Genomic DNA, 13,304 nt, shown 5'->3' with positions numbered 1-13,304 from the left:
CCCAAATGTTTTAGATCCAGATAAAGAACAAGATAATCATGGCAAGCTGCAAAATGATTTTGACAACCATGCTGGAGAACAGCCCCACGACTGCACCGAATCCGACCTTCAAGCTTTTATTGAAGGTGGATCCGACAATCAGCTCTCCAATGACGGCCCCAAGCAAAGGACCAAGAAGCAGTCCGAAAGCCGGAATAACGAAGGGTCCGGCAATAATGCCAATCGTGCTGCCGATGACGGATGCCTTCGAGCCCCCGTATTTCTTCACTCCCCAGGCGCTGACCGCATAATCCGCCAGAATCAATGCGGCCAGAATCAGTGTTTGGATCGTCCAGAACCAGAACCCGAAGGGCTCAAAGGAAAGGAAGAAGCCGTACACGAAAAAAGCGGCATAGATCGCGAGTACGCCAGGCAGGATGGGGAAAATAGCACCGGCCATCCCCACCACAAACAAAATGATTACGATTATCCAACCGGCGATGTCCACCGCTTGTCACCCCTTCAGCACATAATCCCGAATGAGATGCGCTACGGCATGCTCATTGTTAGTCACCGTAACGGCGTCTGCCGCTTCTTTGACAACATCCTGAGCATTTCCCATGGCCACACCCAGACCCGCCTCGCGAATCATGGCAATATCATTCAAGCTATCCCCCATTGCAGCTACCTGCGACATGTCAATGCCCAGCACGCCGCACAGCTCGCGGAGCGCGCTGGCTTTGGTCACGCCTTCCGGATTGAGTTCCCAGTTGGAGGGTGAAGAATTGGTAATCTCCATGCCGCCCCATGAGGAAACCTCCTTATAAATCCGGTCCAGCATTTCCGTATCCTCGGTAAAATAGCCGAATTTGAGCCAATGCTGACTGTCATAGCTGTCCGCCGGTTCGATCCACCGCTCTTTATTGAAAATCCCTTCTACGGCATAGGCCCAAAACCAGGTTTCCTCATGGCGCAGCGCGACTTCATGGAGCTTCCTGATTGTCGCTGCCGGCATAAGCGAGCGCTTGTGAAGCACATGCGGCCTGCGCCATATTTCACCGCCGTTGACCGTAATCATCGGCATATCGAGCTTGAGCTGTTCCGCGTAAGGCAGCGCGCTCTGGAAGCCGCGGCCGGTGGCGAAGCACACCATGATATCCGCATCCAGCGCTTTTTGGATCCATTCCGCATTCTCACTGCTTATTTCCTGCATTTCGTTAAGCAACGTACCGTCCATATCCAGCGCAATCAGTTTGACTGTTCCCATCCTTACCTCCTAAACCATCTGCATCCCAACCATCGGGGAGCCTGCCGGCGCCCCTTGTAAAAATATCCGCAATATTCATTATAACGTGTTCAAGGCATGACTGCGCTATTCATTCTTGTACAGTTGTTGTTGCATCTTGTTAATCTTTTGTTGTATCTGTCGTGTTGCTTTGTTTCTTGGGAACACCATCCAGACCAACCGCTTCATCATACGCGTCAAAAATCTTGCGGGCGATCGGCGCCGCTCCTGCCGACCCGAATCCGCCTTCCGGCACGACGACCGCAACAGCCAGAACAGGATCCTCGGCCGGGGCATAGGCGATAAATACCGCGTTATCGACTACTTTCCCCCCGCTGACCTGCTGCTCGGACGTACCGGTTTTTCTCATGACCTTGTATGGAGTATCCTTGAAGACGGGAACATCGACATTTGCCATGCCCCGTTCCACTTCGTCCCAATACGCTTTAGGAATGTCAATCGTGTTCAACACTTCCGGTTTAAACCCCTGCACCTGGTTGCCTTCGCTGTCAGTGATCTTGTTTACAAACTGCGGCTTCATCCGTTTGCCGTGGCTGGCAAGGGTTGCCGTATACTGTGCCAGCTGCAGCGTTGTGTAACGTCCCATCTGGCCAAAGGAAGCAAAAATCAAAGCCGATTGGGCACTTGCCGCCTCAAGCTCGTGATAATACCCGATAACGCCGGTGTTCTCATTCAGCAATCCGCTTCCTGTAGACACGCCAAGCCCGAACTGCTTCACGTAGCTGTCCCATATATCTACGCCCTTCTTGCCGTCTTTTTCATATAAAGCATTCCCGACCATCTTGGCCATGAAAGGGTTGGAAGATCGGGTGATGGCAAGCGAAGGATCCAGCGTTCCATATGCATGACCGTGGGCATTACCAATTTTCCGCCGGTACTTGCCCTCCTGGCCGTAATAGAATGCCCCTGTATCCTGATAAGTGGATGAGGTCGTAAACAGCTTCTCATTCAGTCCGATCAGGATGGATAACGGTTTCTGGGTGGAACCCAGGAAGACGACCGAGGACGGATGCTTGTTCTGCTCCTTCTTATCCTTGTAAGGCCCGATGACCGGACTGATCGTCCCATTCTGGAGCACTGCGCTGATTTTGTCGTAATCGTCGCTTCCTATCCGTCCGCCCTCCCATATGTTGGGGTCGTAATCCGGCATGCTGGCCATGGAGATGACCTTGCCCGTCTTTACTTCCATCGCCACCGCATAGCCGGTCTTGGCGTTGGCTGCATGTTCAGAGGAAGAAGTTGTTTGAAGATAATGCAGCTGATCCATAATCGCCTGCTCGGTCTTTTCCTGAACGGCCCTGTTGATCGTCAAATAGAGATCGTCGCCTTTCTCAGGCTTGGTAATAGTAGGCGGACCGATAATTCGTCTTGCTGCATTGATGGGATACAGCTTCAAGCCGTTCTTGCCGCGCAGCTCATCCTGGTACATATATTCCAATCCGTCAAAACCAACATCCTCCTGCGGCAGATATTCCAGCAGCGGATCGGTGATGTCTCCTTTGTCTTTGTACAAATTATTTTCCGCTCCGCCGCTGAACTTCTTCAAATAGCCGACAAGCTGAACGGCAAAGGTTGAAGTGTCGTAATGACGGATGCTTTCCTCGAGAATATCGATTCCGGGATACTTGTCTTTATTCTCCAGAAACATAGCGATTTCTTCATTGGTCAAACCGGCTTTAATCCGTCTGGGCACCGCATAGGTGTTCTTCTTGTGGTCCAGGTCCATGTTTTCCTCGATTTGAGCAAGTGTCATGGCCACCTTGGGATCCCCATGTTCATTGAACACCTTCAGCATTTCTTTGGCCGAGGCAATCGCCTTCTCCTTGACCTTCTTCTCATCCCCCGACTCAATGGTGTAGTAGAGCGACTGGGTGGAGGTCGAATAGGCGATAGGCGCTCCGCCGGAATCATAGATATTGCCCCGGATAGGCGGGATTTTGACTTCAGTCGTCTCTCCGCTGGTCTCTACTTCTTTCAGCGAAGGTCCTTCCACAAACTGCAGAATAGCCAACCGCACAATAAGTACACTGAACAGGAAAAAAGTAGCAAAAAAGAATAAGTTCAACCGGAAGGCAAAATGCCTCCGGTTCGAAATCGCCCGCTTCTTCGGATCTTCTTGCATGGCCGTTATGCCTCCTCTCAAGGTTGTTTAAACATCGCGAATATGGGTGCTTGCGAAACCGTCCGGATTAAACCAATCGCCTGACGAGGCCCATGTTGCGTCAAGCGGAATCCATGCACCGCCCTGATCCGCGAGTCTGACCTCATTCCAGGCATGCGGTCCATAGCCTGCGCCGGTAGCGCCCTGACCGGTGACGACATGCACCTCGAGGCCAACTGAGCGGGCCATGACCGCGTACAGACGAGCTACATCGATGCATACCCCGAGACGGCTGTTAAAGGTCTCAACGGGCGTCTGCTCCTTCCATACGCCGTTCTGCTCGTAGTTGTCCGCTTTGTCCCAGTCATAAGCTATCCGCGAGCCAACCCAATCGTATAAGGCCCGTGCCTTGTCCTGGTCCGTCCTGGCCTCCGCGGTGACGGCCGCCGCCGCCTGTTCGATATTGGCCGGTACATTGGAGTCGATTACTTCGTACTTGCGCTGCAGGATACGGCGAAACTCCACCCCTACCGCTTCTGTGAAGACCGGCCCCCTGCGGAGCACATCGCCGGCTACGGGATCAAGCAGCTCGTCTGCGGTCTTGTTATAGAATGCCGACGCGCGGATGGATTCGGTCAGCGGCCCCCCGGGAATCGCGGTTACATATACGAAAAGCGCTGCGATAATAATAAATGCCCGGCCTGCTCCAAGCAGCGTTCCAATCGCCGCTCCCGTGGTACGGCTGGCCGTCTTCGAGAACAGCTTCTCCCCTCTGCCGTCCGGGTGCTCCCGGGAGTCCGAGAGCTTATGGAAAACAAGGCCATATACAGGCTCCAGCCATCCCAGCATCGTGCGGAACACCAGATAGCACACCAGGAAGAGCACGCCAAAGCGCAGCAGTTCAAAATCCCGAAGGCTGGTCACCATGGTGTACCACAGCTGCTTCCAGGAGCTGAGCTCCTCCTGCGGCACCTGAATCCCGCTTTGGACCAACCATTCCTTTACCACGGGAGAGAGCCAGTTGGCAGCCCTCCCGGCGAGCAGTAAAGACAAAACGACAGCCGCCGCCTGCCATATAAAAAAGAAAAGGCGCCTCGCAGAACCGGACGCACCTCTTCTCATACCTTGAATAAGCGAGCCGAGCAAAACGAGCAGAACCATGAGCGCCACCGGTTCCGGTTCCAACAGGGCGTGAACCCATGTGTTCATGAGCTTCCTCCTAAAGCGTTTTGAAACAACGCTGCTTCATAAGCATATTCTAAAGCATCTTGAAAAAACGCAGTTTCATGTGCACCATTCAGCGTTTTTTGCAAATAGCACAAACTCAGTAATCCGGTATGCAGCAAACATGCTAAGCGTTTTTCTTTGCTGTCTCAATTAATGTCTGAATGGTTTCATCGATTTTCCAGGTGCCAAGCGGAGCCCCTCTGAAGGAGACCTTCACTTCATTGTCGCCAGGCTTGCCGTCCATTCTTAAATTCTTCGTGGTGATGGTGAAAGTGCCGTCGCTATTGGACGTATAGGTCGCGTCCTTGGCTTCTCCGGCCATCGCCGTAATGGCTTCCTGCTTGACATTCTCGGTCACTGTCGTGCCAATTGACTTCAGATCCTCCAGCGAATAGCCGCTGTACACGACCAGGCCCACTAAAATCACCACTACAATCAGCCATTTGACAACGGTCTTGACAATACGAACGACGATAAATAATACCACCAGCCCGATCAGAAGAATGACCCAGTTATCCTTCAAAAATTGGATCCATGTATCCGTATCGTAATTAAAATCAAACGCCATACACCGATTCCCCCATTATATACCTTGAAAAGTCCGAACATAAAATATTATACCCTATGCGTATATAGGCGTAAACCTGAGTATTTACAATGGATTTCCCATCATCGGCACGGTTGTTCCATCTTTAGTTTAAGACGAATAACACCGAAAAAAGTTTCAAATCAAGCCCTCCTCCCTGCTTCTGACATAACGAGGCTTATCCAAGCGTACAAGTAGTAACATATGGTTACGCACGCGCGACTCGAAGGAGGGTAACAATTTGAAAACCGCAATATGGCTTTATCTGTTTTTGTTCGTCGCTTTTTTCGATCTGCATGCCCAATATCCAATCCTGACTCCATTCGCTGTATCCATTGGCGCAGCGCCTTCCTTTATCGGGCTGATGATGGGAATGTATTCGCTCACGCATCTCCCGGGGAATGTGATTGCAGGCTATGGCGTTGACCGGTACGGGAGCCGGCTGTTCATTGTATTCAGTCTTGCAGCGGCGGGAGGTATTCTGCTGCTTCAATCGAAGGTCACCGATCCCTGGCAGCTGCTCGTCCTGCGGTCTATAAGCGGTTTTGTGCTGGCGTTTCTTTCACCTGCCTGCATGTCCCTGCTTGCGAGGATTGCAAGCGACCGGGTCAAGCAGGGCAAACTGATGGCCGGCAATGGGCTGGTCCATACACTGGCTTCCGTCATCTCACCGGCAGTGGGGGCATATCTGGTCGCACAAATCGGCTTTACGACCGCCTTTTATGTACTCGGGTGGATCCTGATTGGAACTGCCGCCTGCGCTCTGATTTTCATACGAGAGCTGCCTTCAAGCTGGAAAAAGGCTCCTTCGCCTCTGGATTCCTCTCCTTCTGCAGTCACGGCAGGAACAGATGAACCTCTCATGACGCCGGTCCCCTGGCTGATTTACACACTCCCGGTCGCCATGGCCTGCGCTCAGGGGATTCTTTCATTCGAACTGCCGCTTATGGGGACGACGAAGGAAGCGATGATGACAACAGGCCTGCTGTTCTCCGTTGTGAGTCTGGGGGCGTTGATTACGCTAAGCATGCTTTTTCTGAACCGTTTATCACCGTTTATGCGCTCTTTATGGGGAGCCTTTGCACTGGCTCTGGTTTATTTCGCCATAGCGGCCGGTGCGCCTTTGCCTTTCTTCATGCTGCTTCTGCTGCTGGGAATGGCTAAAGGGGTTATATTTCCGGCCATCTCCTCTCTTCTCATCGAGCTGAGCGGCGGTGTGAGATACGGTCGCACCTTTTCCATTTTGTCGATTGCCTTCTCCGTCGGCGCATTTCTCGGTCCTATGCTTGCCGGTCAGCTTCGGAGCTATGTATCCCCGTATTACATCGCCTTCATTGCCTTGATGATCGCTGTGTCCGTACTGCCTTTCTATACATTGCGAATGGGGAAGAACCCCGCCCATTTTTCAAGAACTGGGTAAAGGCACAGGGCCGGTAATAACCATAGGCATAAGATACATCGTGGCAGATGGCTATAGTCTTTTCACCCAGGCGGAGCCAATCTCCTAAGGATACGAACTGAAAGAGGGGTGACTTCTCAATGTCTGAAAACTTGGAACGTGGATACGTCGGCGGCGCATTTACCTCAACCGGCATTATTCTTGTCCTTTTCATCCTGCTTGTCATTATCATCTGCGGTTCTTGGTACTAGAACTGCCATTGCCCTTCAAATCACTTCTCATTAGAAGAAACGTAACTTCGCCGTCCTTTGGCCCAGCAAGTTTCTTCCATCGGAAGTTTAAGCTAGGTATGATAGAATTTCATGATTTCTTATATGTTAAAAAAGAAGGCATTGCCGGCTGGCAAAGCCTTCTTTTTATTTTCCATCAAGAATCGGTTACAATGTCGGAAGAGGTGATGTTCGCCACATGCATATCGCGATCATTGTAGAAGGAAAAAACGACCGCAGCCGGATCCGCCGGGTGCTCAACCCGGACGTCCCCATATACTGCACCTATGGCACCCCGGGAACCGGTCAATTAGAAAAGCTGCGCCGCCAGGTGGGGGACAAGCAGCCTTATATTTTCACCGATAATGACTCCTCCGGCAAACGTATACGGGGCATGCTGCGGGACGCATTTCCCGATGCCGAACATATTCACACCCGCAGAGGCTACCACGGTGTCGAGAAAACCCCAGAGGAATATTTGATCGAGCAATTCGAAAAAGCGGGATTGGAGGCGTACATTCTGTACCCTGCCCCAAACCCCGCTCCCTGGCGAAAAGAAGACCAATGATTGCATGTATCAAATATGCAGCATAAAGATAACAAATGTCACGGTGATGATGCTCAGGACAGTGGAAACAAACACGACCTGCGAAGCGAACTCCGGCTCATTATCGAATTCGACGGCAAGCAGGACGCTTGAAAGCGAGGTCGGAACAGCCGAGGACACAATGAGCGCCTTTGCCATAATGCCATCTATTCCAATCATCCACACCACCAATAAAGCGAGCAAGGGCCCGATAATCAGCCTTACGCCGCAGGAAAGCAGAACATCCTTAAGCATCAGATCCTTGTAGGACCATCGCATGCTGCCAATCTGAACGCCAAGCGTAATAAGCGCCGTTCCAGTAAACGCGTTAGCCAAGTAATCAAGCGGCGTTTGCAGAAAGCCGGCCAATGGAATATCGAAGCCGCGCATAAGAAAGGCAAGCGGAATCGCATAAATAACCGGCTGCCTGATTATTGTTTTCACGATCTTGCGGCCGCTGCTCCTATGGGCATTAACGCTGTATATCCCCCATGTATTAGGCAGCAGGGACTGCATCATCATAATGAGCACCTGCACCGAGAGGGTAAACGGATTGGCCGCAAAAGCGAGCTGATTCAGCGGAATACCATAATTCGCGCTGTTATAGAACAGAACGCTGTTGCGCATCGCCCCCCGCATGCCGCCCTCAAGCCCCCGAAGACGCACTACGGCCTCCACGACAGCAAACATCAGCGCCATAAAAATGACAAAAAAAAGCAGGACCGTGCCGATAACCCCAAGCGAAATTTCCGTAGTATATAATAATTTGAAGATAATGGCGGGCGAGAACAGATAGAAGTTAAGTCTGGAGAGCGTCTTGATGTCCAAAGAAAAAGCCCGCTGCAGCGTGACGCCAATGGCAATCATGACCGACAGCGGGAGCACATTGTTTCCTAATACGGACCAGAAAATTGTCATGGCGCCTAGCCTTTCACAAGCGCGTTGACAATTTTAACAACATCGTCTGCCTGCGTGTCCGTGATGGATCCCGTAATGGCTTTGCGCACGTTGCCTGTACGGTCCACGAAGGTAATGGCATCCGCATGCGTGAAATAACCGTTCTCATCTTTCACCAGACCAAGACCAAAATCCTTCATCAGCTGCTTGGTATCTTCCTCGCTGTCCTCGCGCAGGAATTTCCAGCCGGCTGCATCCACATCAAATTTACCCGCGAACTTCCTGATGTTCTCCGTCGTGTCCCGCACCGGGTCGAACGTAATCGACAGAAACTCGACATCGCTGCCGAATGTCCCTTTCTCCTTCAGCTCGTTCTGGGCCTCGCTCATGAGATAGGTCGTCGGCGGACAAACATCCGGACAATTGGAGTAAAAGAAATAAATAACCCGCACCTTGCCGTTGGTGTTCTCAAGCGACACTTTATTGCCGTCCAGATCCGTGAGCTCAAAGCTCGGCGCTTTATAGTTCTGATCCAGATTAGGTCCAGCTTCTTTATTAGAAGAGACATATAAATAAATGCCCATCGCCGCGCAAAGCGCCAGCACTGCAATCTTGAAGGCATGTTTTCGTACAAAATCCATCCGCTTACGTTCCCCCTTGTTTACGCAATCCCAGGACGTGTTATCCGATGCCGTTGGTATCCAGGATCATCACAAAAAAGACAATCATTAAATAATTAATGGAAATAAAGAAATTCGTCTTGGCCCACTTCGTGTCATCCTTCGCTGAAAGTCCCATTGCCGTATGCACTGTCCAGAGGACACCACCTGCGATGGAAATAACAAGCAGAAAATAACCGGCGTAATCGTAGGTGTACATCAGAATGCCCGTTGGAATCAGCAGCAGTGTATAAGGAATCATCTGCAGCTTGGTGCGGCGGATTCCCTTCAGAACCGGCAGCAGCGGAAAACCGGCGGCCCGGTATTCGTCAACGCGCCTGATCGCAAGCGACCAGAAATGCGCAGGCTGCCACAGGAACAGCAGGGCAAACAGCAGCCAGGCTCCCGCATCGATCTGCTCCGTAACGGCACAATAGCCGATAACAGGAGGCATAGCCCCGGATATTCCCCCAATGGAGGTACTCCAGGTTGAGGTGCGTTTCAGCCACATAGTGTACACAATCACGTAAACAAAGAACCCAAGCAGCCCAAGCCAGCCGGTAAGCGGATTAACAAGCGTGAACAGCACCGCAATCCCGATAACCCCCAGCACAATCCCATAGATGAGCACCTTGGTCGGATTCATCCGCTGCATGGGAAGTGTCCGGTTCCGGGTACGTTCCATTTTCTTGTCCAGCTCGCGGTCCCAATAATTGTTAATGACACAAGCCGACGCCATCGTGAGCGCCGAGCCGATCAGCATATAAATCAGAAGCAACCAATCAATATGATCCCATTTGGAAGCGACCCAAAAGCCACCGAACGCCGCAAACGCATTAAGGCGAATGATGCCCGGTTTTGTTAAGGCCACATATTCTTTAAGCACAGCCTGCCTCCCCGTTCCGATCCCATTATGGGCGTATACAACCCATCATCTGTGTTTTAAAACCGTCCTAATCATACCGAAAAAACAAGCAGTTGACAATGTTCGCAGCCCTTGTTCATTATATTGACACCGCTTGACAAAACGCCTTATCAATTCTCTCACGGAGGCTTGCCCTTTTCGAAAAAAATGGAACCCTTTCGCCTATTGCTCAATACACTGTCATTGTGGTTAAACGCCCAGCTCTTGCGAAAGGAAGTGGGATGGTTCAGATATGGCAGTCATTAAAACGAATTCCTCGGATGCCAGGCTGCTGGCCCGGCTAATACGCGCAGAAGCGGAGGGTGAAGGCGACCTTGGCATGCTGATGGTCGGCAATGTCGGAGTCAATCGCATTTTAGGCAATTGCATCGATTTTCGAAATATTCGCACAATGTCCCAGATGGTGTACCAAAGTCCGGGGGGATTTGAAGCGACCCAAAAAGGATATTTCTACCAAAAGGCCCGCGACAGCGAAATCAGGCTTGCCCAGCGCGTGATCAACGGGGAACGCCGGTGGCCGGCGACAAATGCCCTCTGGTATTTTCGTCCTGCCGCAGACTGTCCAAACACCTGGTATGATCAGCAACACGTCGGCAGGTTCAAGGCACACTGTTTTTACGCCCCAACTCAGGAGAATTGTCCATCCGTTTATTGATGAAGATTTGATGGAGCGAATGATGCTCCTGAATGGTTTGAAGAAGTGATGAAAGCGAGGAAAATGAGACATGTCCTACGGTTACGACTATAATACTGCTGTAAGTCCCGCCAGCACAGGCGGCTACGGCAGCACGGCGGTTAGTCCCGCCAGCACAGGCGGTTACGGCAGCACGGCGGTTAGCCCCGCCAGCACAGGCGGCTACGGCAGCAACATGGTAAGCCCAGCCAGCACAGGGGGCACAGGCGGCTACCCCGGCTATAACTATAATTATCCTTACCAACCAAGTACACAAACCATGCCGGTTTCCGGCCAAATGCAAATGCCCATGATGCCCATGACTGCAGGTCAGATGCAAATGCCGATGATGCCCATGACCGCCGGCCAAATGCAAATGCCGATGGCTCCCATGACCGCTCAGATGCAAATGGCATCTGCGCCGACGACTCCCAATGTCCCCAGCGGATCAATTGTCACACCCGCCGGAGGTAATATAATAACGGTTCCGATTAATGAGGAATCCTATGTAGAAAACATTATTAGGATGAACCGCGGCAAAATGGCGACCATCTACATGACCTATGAAAACAACTCGGAATGGAACGCTAAGATTTTCAAAGGCATTATTGAGGCGGCTGGCCGCGATCATATCATTATTAGCGATCCCGCAACGGGCATGCGTTACTTGCTGCTGACGCTCAATCTCGACTACGTTACCTTTGACGGTCCCATAAATTATGCCTATACCTTCCAGGGTCAGACCATTACGAACACCACTCCCGCAACGGCTACAAGAATCGAAACATCGTCTGGTACCCTTACAGGCGACCGTTAACTGGCCGAAACGTCCATGCGTGGATACGGGCAGCTCCGCCTTGTACCCATTGCGACATTGTGAACCATGAGGAACGCTCACTGCAGCGTTCTTTTTTTATGGCAAGCGCAGCCTCCTCGTTCGGAGCCTCCCACACTTCCACAAACAGCAGCGGCTGATCCGTACCCTCATACAGCTGAAAATCATTGAATTCCGCTTGTTGAATGGCTGCCCATGACCGGTAGTCCGTAATAAATTCTTCAGAAATTTGATACTCCACGAAACAAATATGCATGAAATTTCGTCCCTTCGTTATAAGAACTACAGATTCAGAAAATACTAATACGTACAATATAGAAGTATACCACTTCTCAAAGAAGGAACAGCCGATTCCCATACTTGGCGGCTAAACCAGGTTTCTTCATTCCATAAATATAAGCGCGTACAGACCAGATCTATACTTTCTTATATTTAAAACGCATCCGCCTTCCGCTGTCGCCCAATTTGCCAGGGGATAGATGCATTTGCTGGAAACTTAGTGTATGCTACAGGGGAGCAGACACCTAGCCTTCTTGTCTGTGGAATTCACAATGACCAATCAATAATGATGAAATGAGTGACCTGGAAATCACGCAGAAACCTTAGTTTATGCTTCCGACGTAGTTTTCTGCTCTTACAAAGACAGAAATCTTAGTTTATGCTTCCGATGCCAGTTTTCTGCTCACAGAGATGAAATGACCTGGAAGTCACGCAGAAACCTTTTAGGAGGAATGTTCATGGATAGTGGGACGCATTTGGTCATGGGACTCGGACTTGCCGGGCTCGCTTCCATCGACCCGGTCGTCGCCTCCGATCATACGATTTATGCCGCCGTTCTCATCGGTACGGTAGTCGGGTCGCAAGCACCGGATTTCGATGGATTTCTCAGACTCAAAAACAACGCCACTTATATTAAAAATCATCGCGGCATGTCCCATTCCCTGCCGGCGATCGCGATTTGGACGATTCTCATTACCCTGTTGATACAATCATTCTTCAGCTTCAACATTCCATGGCTTCATCTGGGAGGCTGGGTGCTGCTGGCTGTTGTAGTCCATGTTTTTGTAGATTTGTTTAATACGTACGGCACGCAGGCGATGCGTCCGTTTACGGAAAAATGGATATCATGGAACATCATCCATATATTCGATCCATTTATTTTCACAACGCATGTCATCGCTATTCTGATCTGGGCGCTGCAGTTGGCCGATCCCGCTTATATTTTCCCCTTTCTTTACGGGGTTCTGATTATTTACTACATTTGGCGTACCGTAGCCCATCGCCTTCTCACGAAACGAATGCGGCAAATCGATACCGATTGTCATGAAGGCGATCGTTTCACCCTGATTCCAACGGTTTCCATACATGAATGGAATGTGGTCAAGGAAAGGGCTGACGGCTGTTACATGATCGGCGACTTCCGCCGCGGCCAGCTCCGTTGGGTTGACCGGGCCAAGGGTACCGAGCATCCGGCGGTTGACGCTTCGCGGAACGATCCGTCCATTGATGCTTTCCTTTACTTCACCTCTTACGCATGTGCAGAGGTGAAGGAGCACTCCTGGGGGTATGAAGTACGCTGGTGCGATGTTCGTTACCGCCATCGCAAACAATATCCTTTTGTCGGCGTTTTGCTGATGGACAATGATTATCGCACACTGGGCTCCTATGTGGGCTGGCTTAGCGAAGAGCGCCTGCAAAAGCGGCTGCGGATGAACACGTATTGACGGGACGGACCCCTTCTTGCACAATAGGAGGGGTCCTTGTTTTGCGGGATACTGATGTGCGAGGAAAGAAACACAAAAGAAAAAGCTCAAGGTTTCCCTTGAGCTTGATACTTGTGGAGATCGAAATCAGCTAAGACC

15 protein-coding genes are annotated in these 13,304 nt (G+C 51.1%); 6 read left to right on the top strand and 9 right to left on the bottom strand.

Annotated elements, in window-relative coordinates:
* Positions 1 to 10: 10 nt before the first annotated feature.
* The 5 genes from AC0YOA_RS06030 to AC0YOA_RS06010 all read right to left on the bottom strand — a co-directional run bounded on the left by AC0YOA_RS06030 (position 11) and on the right by AC0YOA_RS06010 (position 5,181).
* Positions 11 to 487: a DUF456 domain-containing protein gene (locus tag AC0YOA_RS06030; RefSeq protein WP_475785871.1), complete on the bottom strand. Its 477-nt coding sequence runs from the start codon at positions 485 to 487 to the stop codon at positions 11 to 13.
* 6 nt (positions 488 to 493) lie between these two features.
* A complete protein-coding gene (locus AC0YOA_RS06025; protein WP_475785870.1) occupies positions 494 to 1,246 on the bottom strand; it encodes a Cof-type HAD-IIB family hydrolase in 753 nt (250 codons plus the stop codon).
* Positions 1,247 to 1,385: 139 nt separating this feature from the next.
* Positions 1,386 to 3,407 carry a peptidoglycan D,D-transpeptidase FtsI family protein gene (locus AC0YOA_RS06020; RefSeq protein WP_475785869.1) on the bottom strand — a complete coding sequence of 674 codons (2,022 nt, stop codon included), beginning with the start codon at positions 3,405 to 3,407 and terminating at the stop codon, positions 1,386 to 1,388.
* Positions 3,408 to 3,434: 27 nt separating this feature from the next.
* Positions 3,435 to 4,595, bottom strand: coding sequence for a transglutaminase domain-containing protein (locus AC0YOA_RS06015; protein ID WP_475785868.1), 1,161 nt, complete (start codon positions 4,593 to 4,595; stop codon positions 3,435 to 3,437).
* Between the two features lie 142 nt (positions 4,596 to 4,737).
* Positions 4,738 to 5,181, bottom strand: a complete 444-nt coding sequence (locus AC0YOA_RS06010; protein ID WP_475785867.1) for a hypothetical protein — start codon at positions 5,179 to 5,181, stop codon at positions 4,738 to 4,740.
* A gap of 259 nt (positions 5,182 to 5,440) precedes the next feature.
* On the opposite strand from AC0YOA_RS06010, the gene AC0YOA_RS06005 reads away from it, so the two are divergent.
* The 3 genes from AC0YOA_RS06005 to AC0YOA_RS05995 all read left to right on the top strand — a co-directional run bounded on the left by AC0YOA_RS06005 (position 5,441) and on the right by AC0YOA_RS05995 (position 7,435).
* Positions 5,441 to 6,619 carry an MFS transporter gene (locus AC0YOA_RS06005; RefSeq protein WP_475785866.1) on the top strand — a complete coding sequence of 393 codons (1,179 nt, stop codon included), beginning with the start codon at positions 5,441 to 5,443 and terminating at the stop codon, positions 6,617 to 6,619.
* Positions 6,620 to 6,738: 119 nt separating this feature from the next.
* On the top strand, positions 6,739 to 6,849 hold the full coding sequence (locus tag AC0YOA_RS06000; RefSeq protein ID WP_379113948.1) for a YjcZ family sporulation protein: 111 nt from the start codon (positions 6,739 to 6,741) through the stop codon (positions 6,847 to 6,849).
* Between the two features lie 217 nt (positions 6,850 to 7,066).
* Positions 7,067 to 7,435, top strand: a complete 369-nt coding sequence (locus AC0YOA_RS05995; RefSeq protein WP_210038380.1) for a DNA primase — start codon at positions 7,067 to 7,069, stop codon at positions 7,433 to 7,435.
* Between the two features lie 9 nt (positions 7,436 to 7,444).
* Here AC0YOA_RS05995 and AC0YOA_RS05990 read toward each other — a convergent pair whose 3' ends face one another.
* Genes AC0YOA_RS05990 through cyoE form a run of 3 tightly spaced genes read right to left on the bottom strand, consistent with a single transcriptional unit; the run spans position 7,445 to position 9,895 of the window.
* Positions 7,445 to 8,371, bottom strand: a complete 927-nt coding sequence (locus tag AC0YOA_RS05990; RefSeq protein WP_475785865.1) for an AEC family transporter — start codon at positions 8,369 to 8,371, stop codon at positions 7,445 to 7,447.
* 5 nt (positions 8,372 to 8,376) lie between these two features.
* A complete protein-coding gene (locus tag AC0YOA_RS05985) occupies positions 8,377 to 8,991 on the bottom strand; it encodes an SCO family protein (RefSeq protein ID WP_475785864.1) in 615 nt (204 codons plus the stop codon).
* Between the two features lie 40 nt (positions 8,992 to 9,031).
* Positions 9,032 to 9,895: a heme o synthase gene (gene cyoE / locus AC0YOA_RS05980; RefSeq protein WP_475785863.1), complete on the bottom strand. Its 864-nt coding sequence runs from the start codon at positions 9,893 to 9,895 to the stop codon at positions 9,032 to 9,034.
* A 271-nt stretch (positions 9,896 to 10,166) separates the two neighbouring features.
* On the opposite strand from cyoE, the gene AC0YOA_RS05975 reads away from it, so the two are divergent.
* Positions 10,167 to 10,589, top strand: coding sequence for a cell wall hydrolase (locus AC0YOA_RS05975; RefSeq protein ID WP_210038376.1), 423 nt, complete (start codon positions 10,167 to 10,169; stop codon positions 10,587 to 10,589).
* Positions 10,590 to 10,659: 70 nt separating this feature from the next.
* Positions 10,660 to 11,424 carry a spore coat protein GerQ gene (gerQ, locus tag AC0YOA_RS05970; protein ID WP_475785862.1) on the top strand — a complete coding sequence of 255 codons (765 nt, stop codon included), beginning with the start codon at positions 10,660 to 10,662 and terminating at the stop codon, positions 11,422 to 11,424.
* Here the strand turns inward: gerQ and AC0YOA_RS05965 are convergent.
* Positions 11,408 to 11,698, bottom strand: a complete 291-nt coding sequence (locus AC0YOA_RS05965; RefSeq protein ID WP_475785861.1) for a hypothetical protein — start codon at positions 11,696 to 11,698, stop codon at positions 11,408 to 11,410. The genes gerQ and AC0YOA_RS05965 overlap by 17 nt on opposite strands.
* Before the next feature lie 481 nt (positions 11,699 to 12,179).
* Here AC0YOA_RS05965 and AC0YOA_RS05960 point away from each other — a divergent pair, with 481 nt between their 5' ends.
* Entirely contained in the window at positions 12,180 to 13,166 is a 987-nt protein-coding gene (locus tag AC0YOA_RS05960; protein ID WP_475785860.1) for a metal-dependent hydrolase, read from the top strand.
* The last annotated feature ends 138 nt before the right edge of the window (positions 13,167 to 13,304 follow it).

This window comes from Paenibacillus sp. JT22N12, assembly GCF_056269365.1.
Note: the sequence above shows the minus strand (reverse complement) of the source record. Positions and strands in the feature narration are given on the sequence as shown.

Coding starts and splice junctions, on each gene's coding strand:
- AC0YOA_RS06025 (WP_475785870.1), bottom strand. CDS start 1,246: ATGGGAACAGTCAAACTGATTGCGCTGGATATGGACGGTACGTTGCTT.
- AC0YOA_RS06020 (WP_475785869.1), bottom strand. CDS start 3,407: ATGCAAGAAGATCCGAAGAAGCGGGCGATTTCGAACCGGAGGCATTTT.
- AC0YOA_RS06015 (WP_475785868.1), bottom strand. CDS start 4,595: ATGAACACATGGGTTCACGCCCTGTTGGAACCGGAACCGGTGGCGCTC.
- AC0YOA_RS06010 (WP_475785867.1), bottom strand. CDS start 5,181: ATGGCGTTTGATTTTAATTACGATACGGATACATGGATCCAATTTTTG.
- AC0YOA_RS06000 (WP_379113948.1), top strand. CDS start 6,739: ATGTCTGAAAACTTGGAACGTGGATACGTCGGCGGCGCATTTACCTCA.
- AC0YOA_RS05995 (WP_210038380.1), top strand. CDS start 7,067: ATGCATATCGCGATCATTGTAGAAGGAAAAAACGACCGCAGCCGGATC.
- AC0YOA_RS05990 (WP_475785865.1), bottom strand. CDS start 8,371: ATGACAATTTTCTGGTCCGTATTAGGAAACAATGTGCTCCCGCTGTCG.
- AC0YOA_RS05985 (WP_475785864.1), bottom strand. CDS start 8,991: ATGGATTTTGTACGAAAACATGCCTTCAAGATTGCAGTGCTGGCGCTT.
- AC0YOA_RS05975 (WP_210038376.1), top strand. CDS start 10,167: ATGGCAGTCATTAAAACGAATTCCTCGGATGCCAGGCTGCTGGCCCGG.
- gerQ (WP_475785862.1), top strand. CDS start 10,660: ATGTCCTACGGTTACGACTATAATACTGCTGTAAGTCCCGCCAGCACA.
- AC0YOA_RS05965 (WP_475785861.1), bottom strand. CDS start 11,698: ATGCATATTTGTTTCGTGGAGTATCAAATTTCTGAAGAATTTATTACG.
- AC0YOA_RS05960 (WP_475785860.1), top strand. CDS start 12,180: ATGGATAGTGGGACGCATTTGGTCATGGGACTCGGACTTGCCGGGCTC.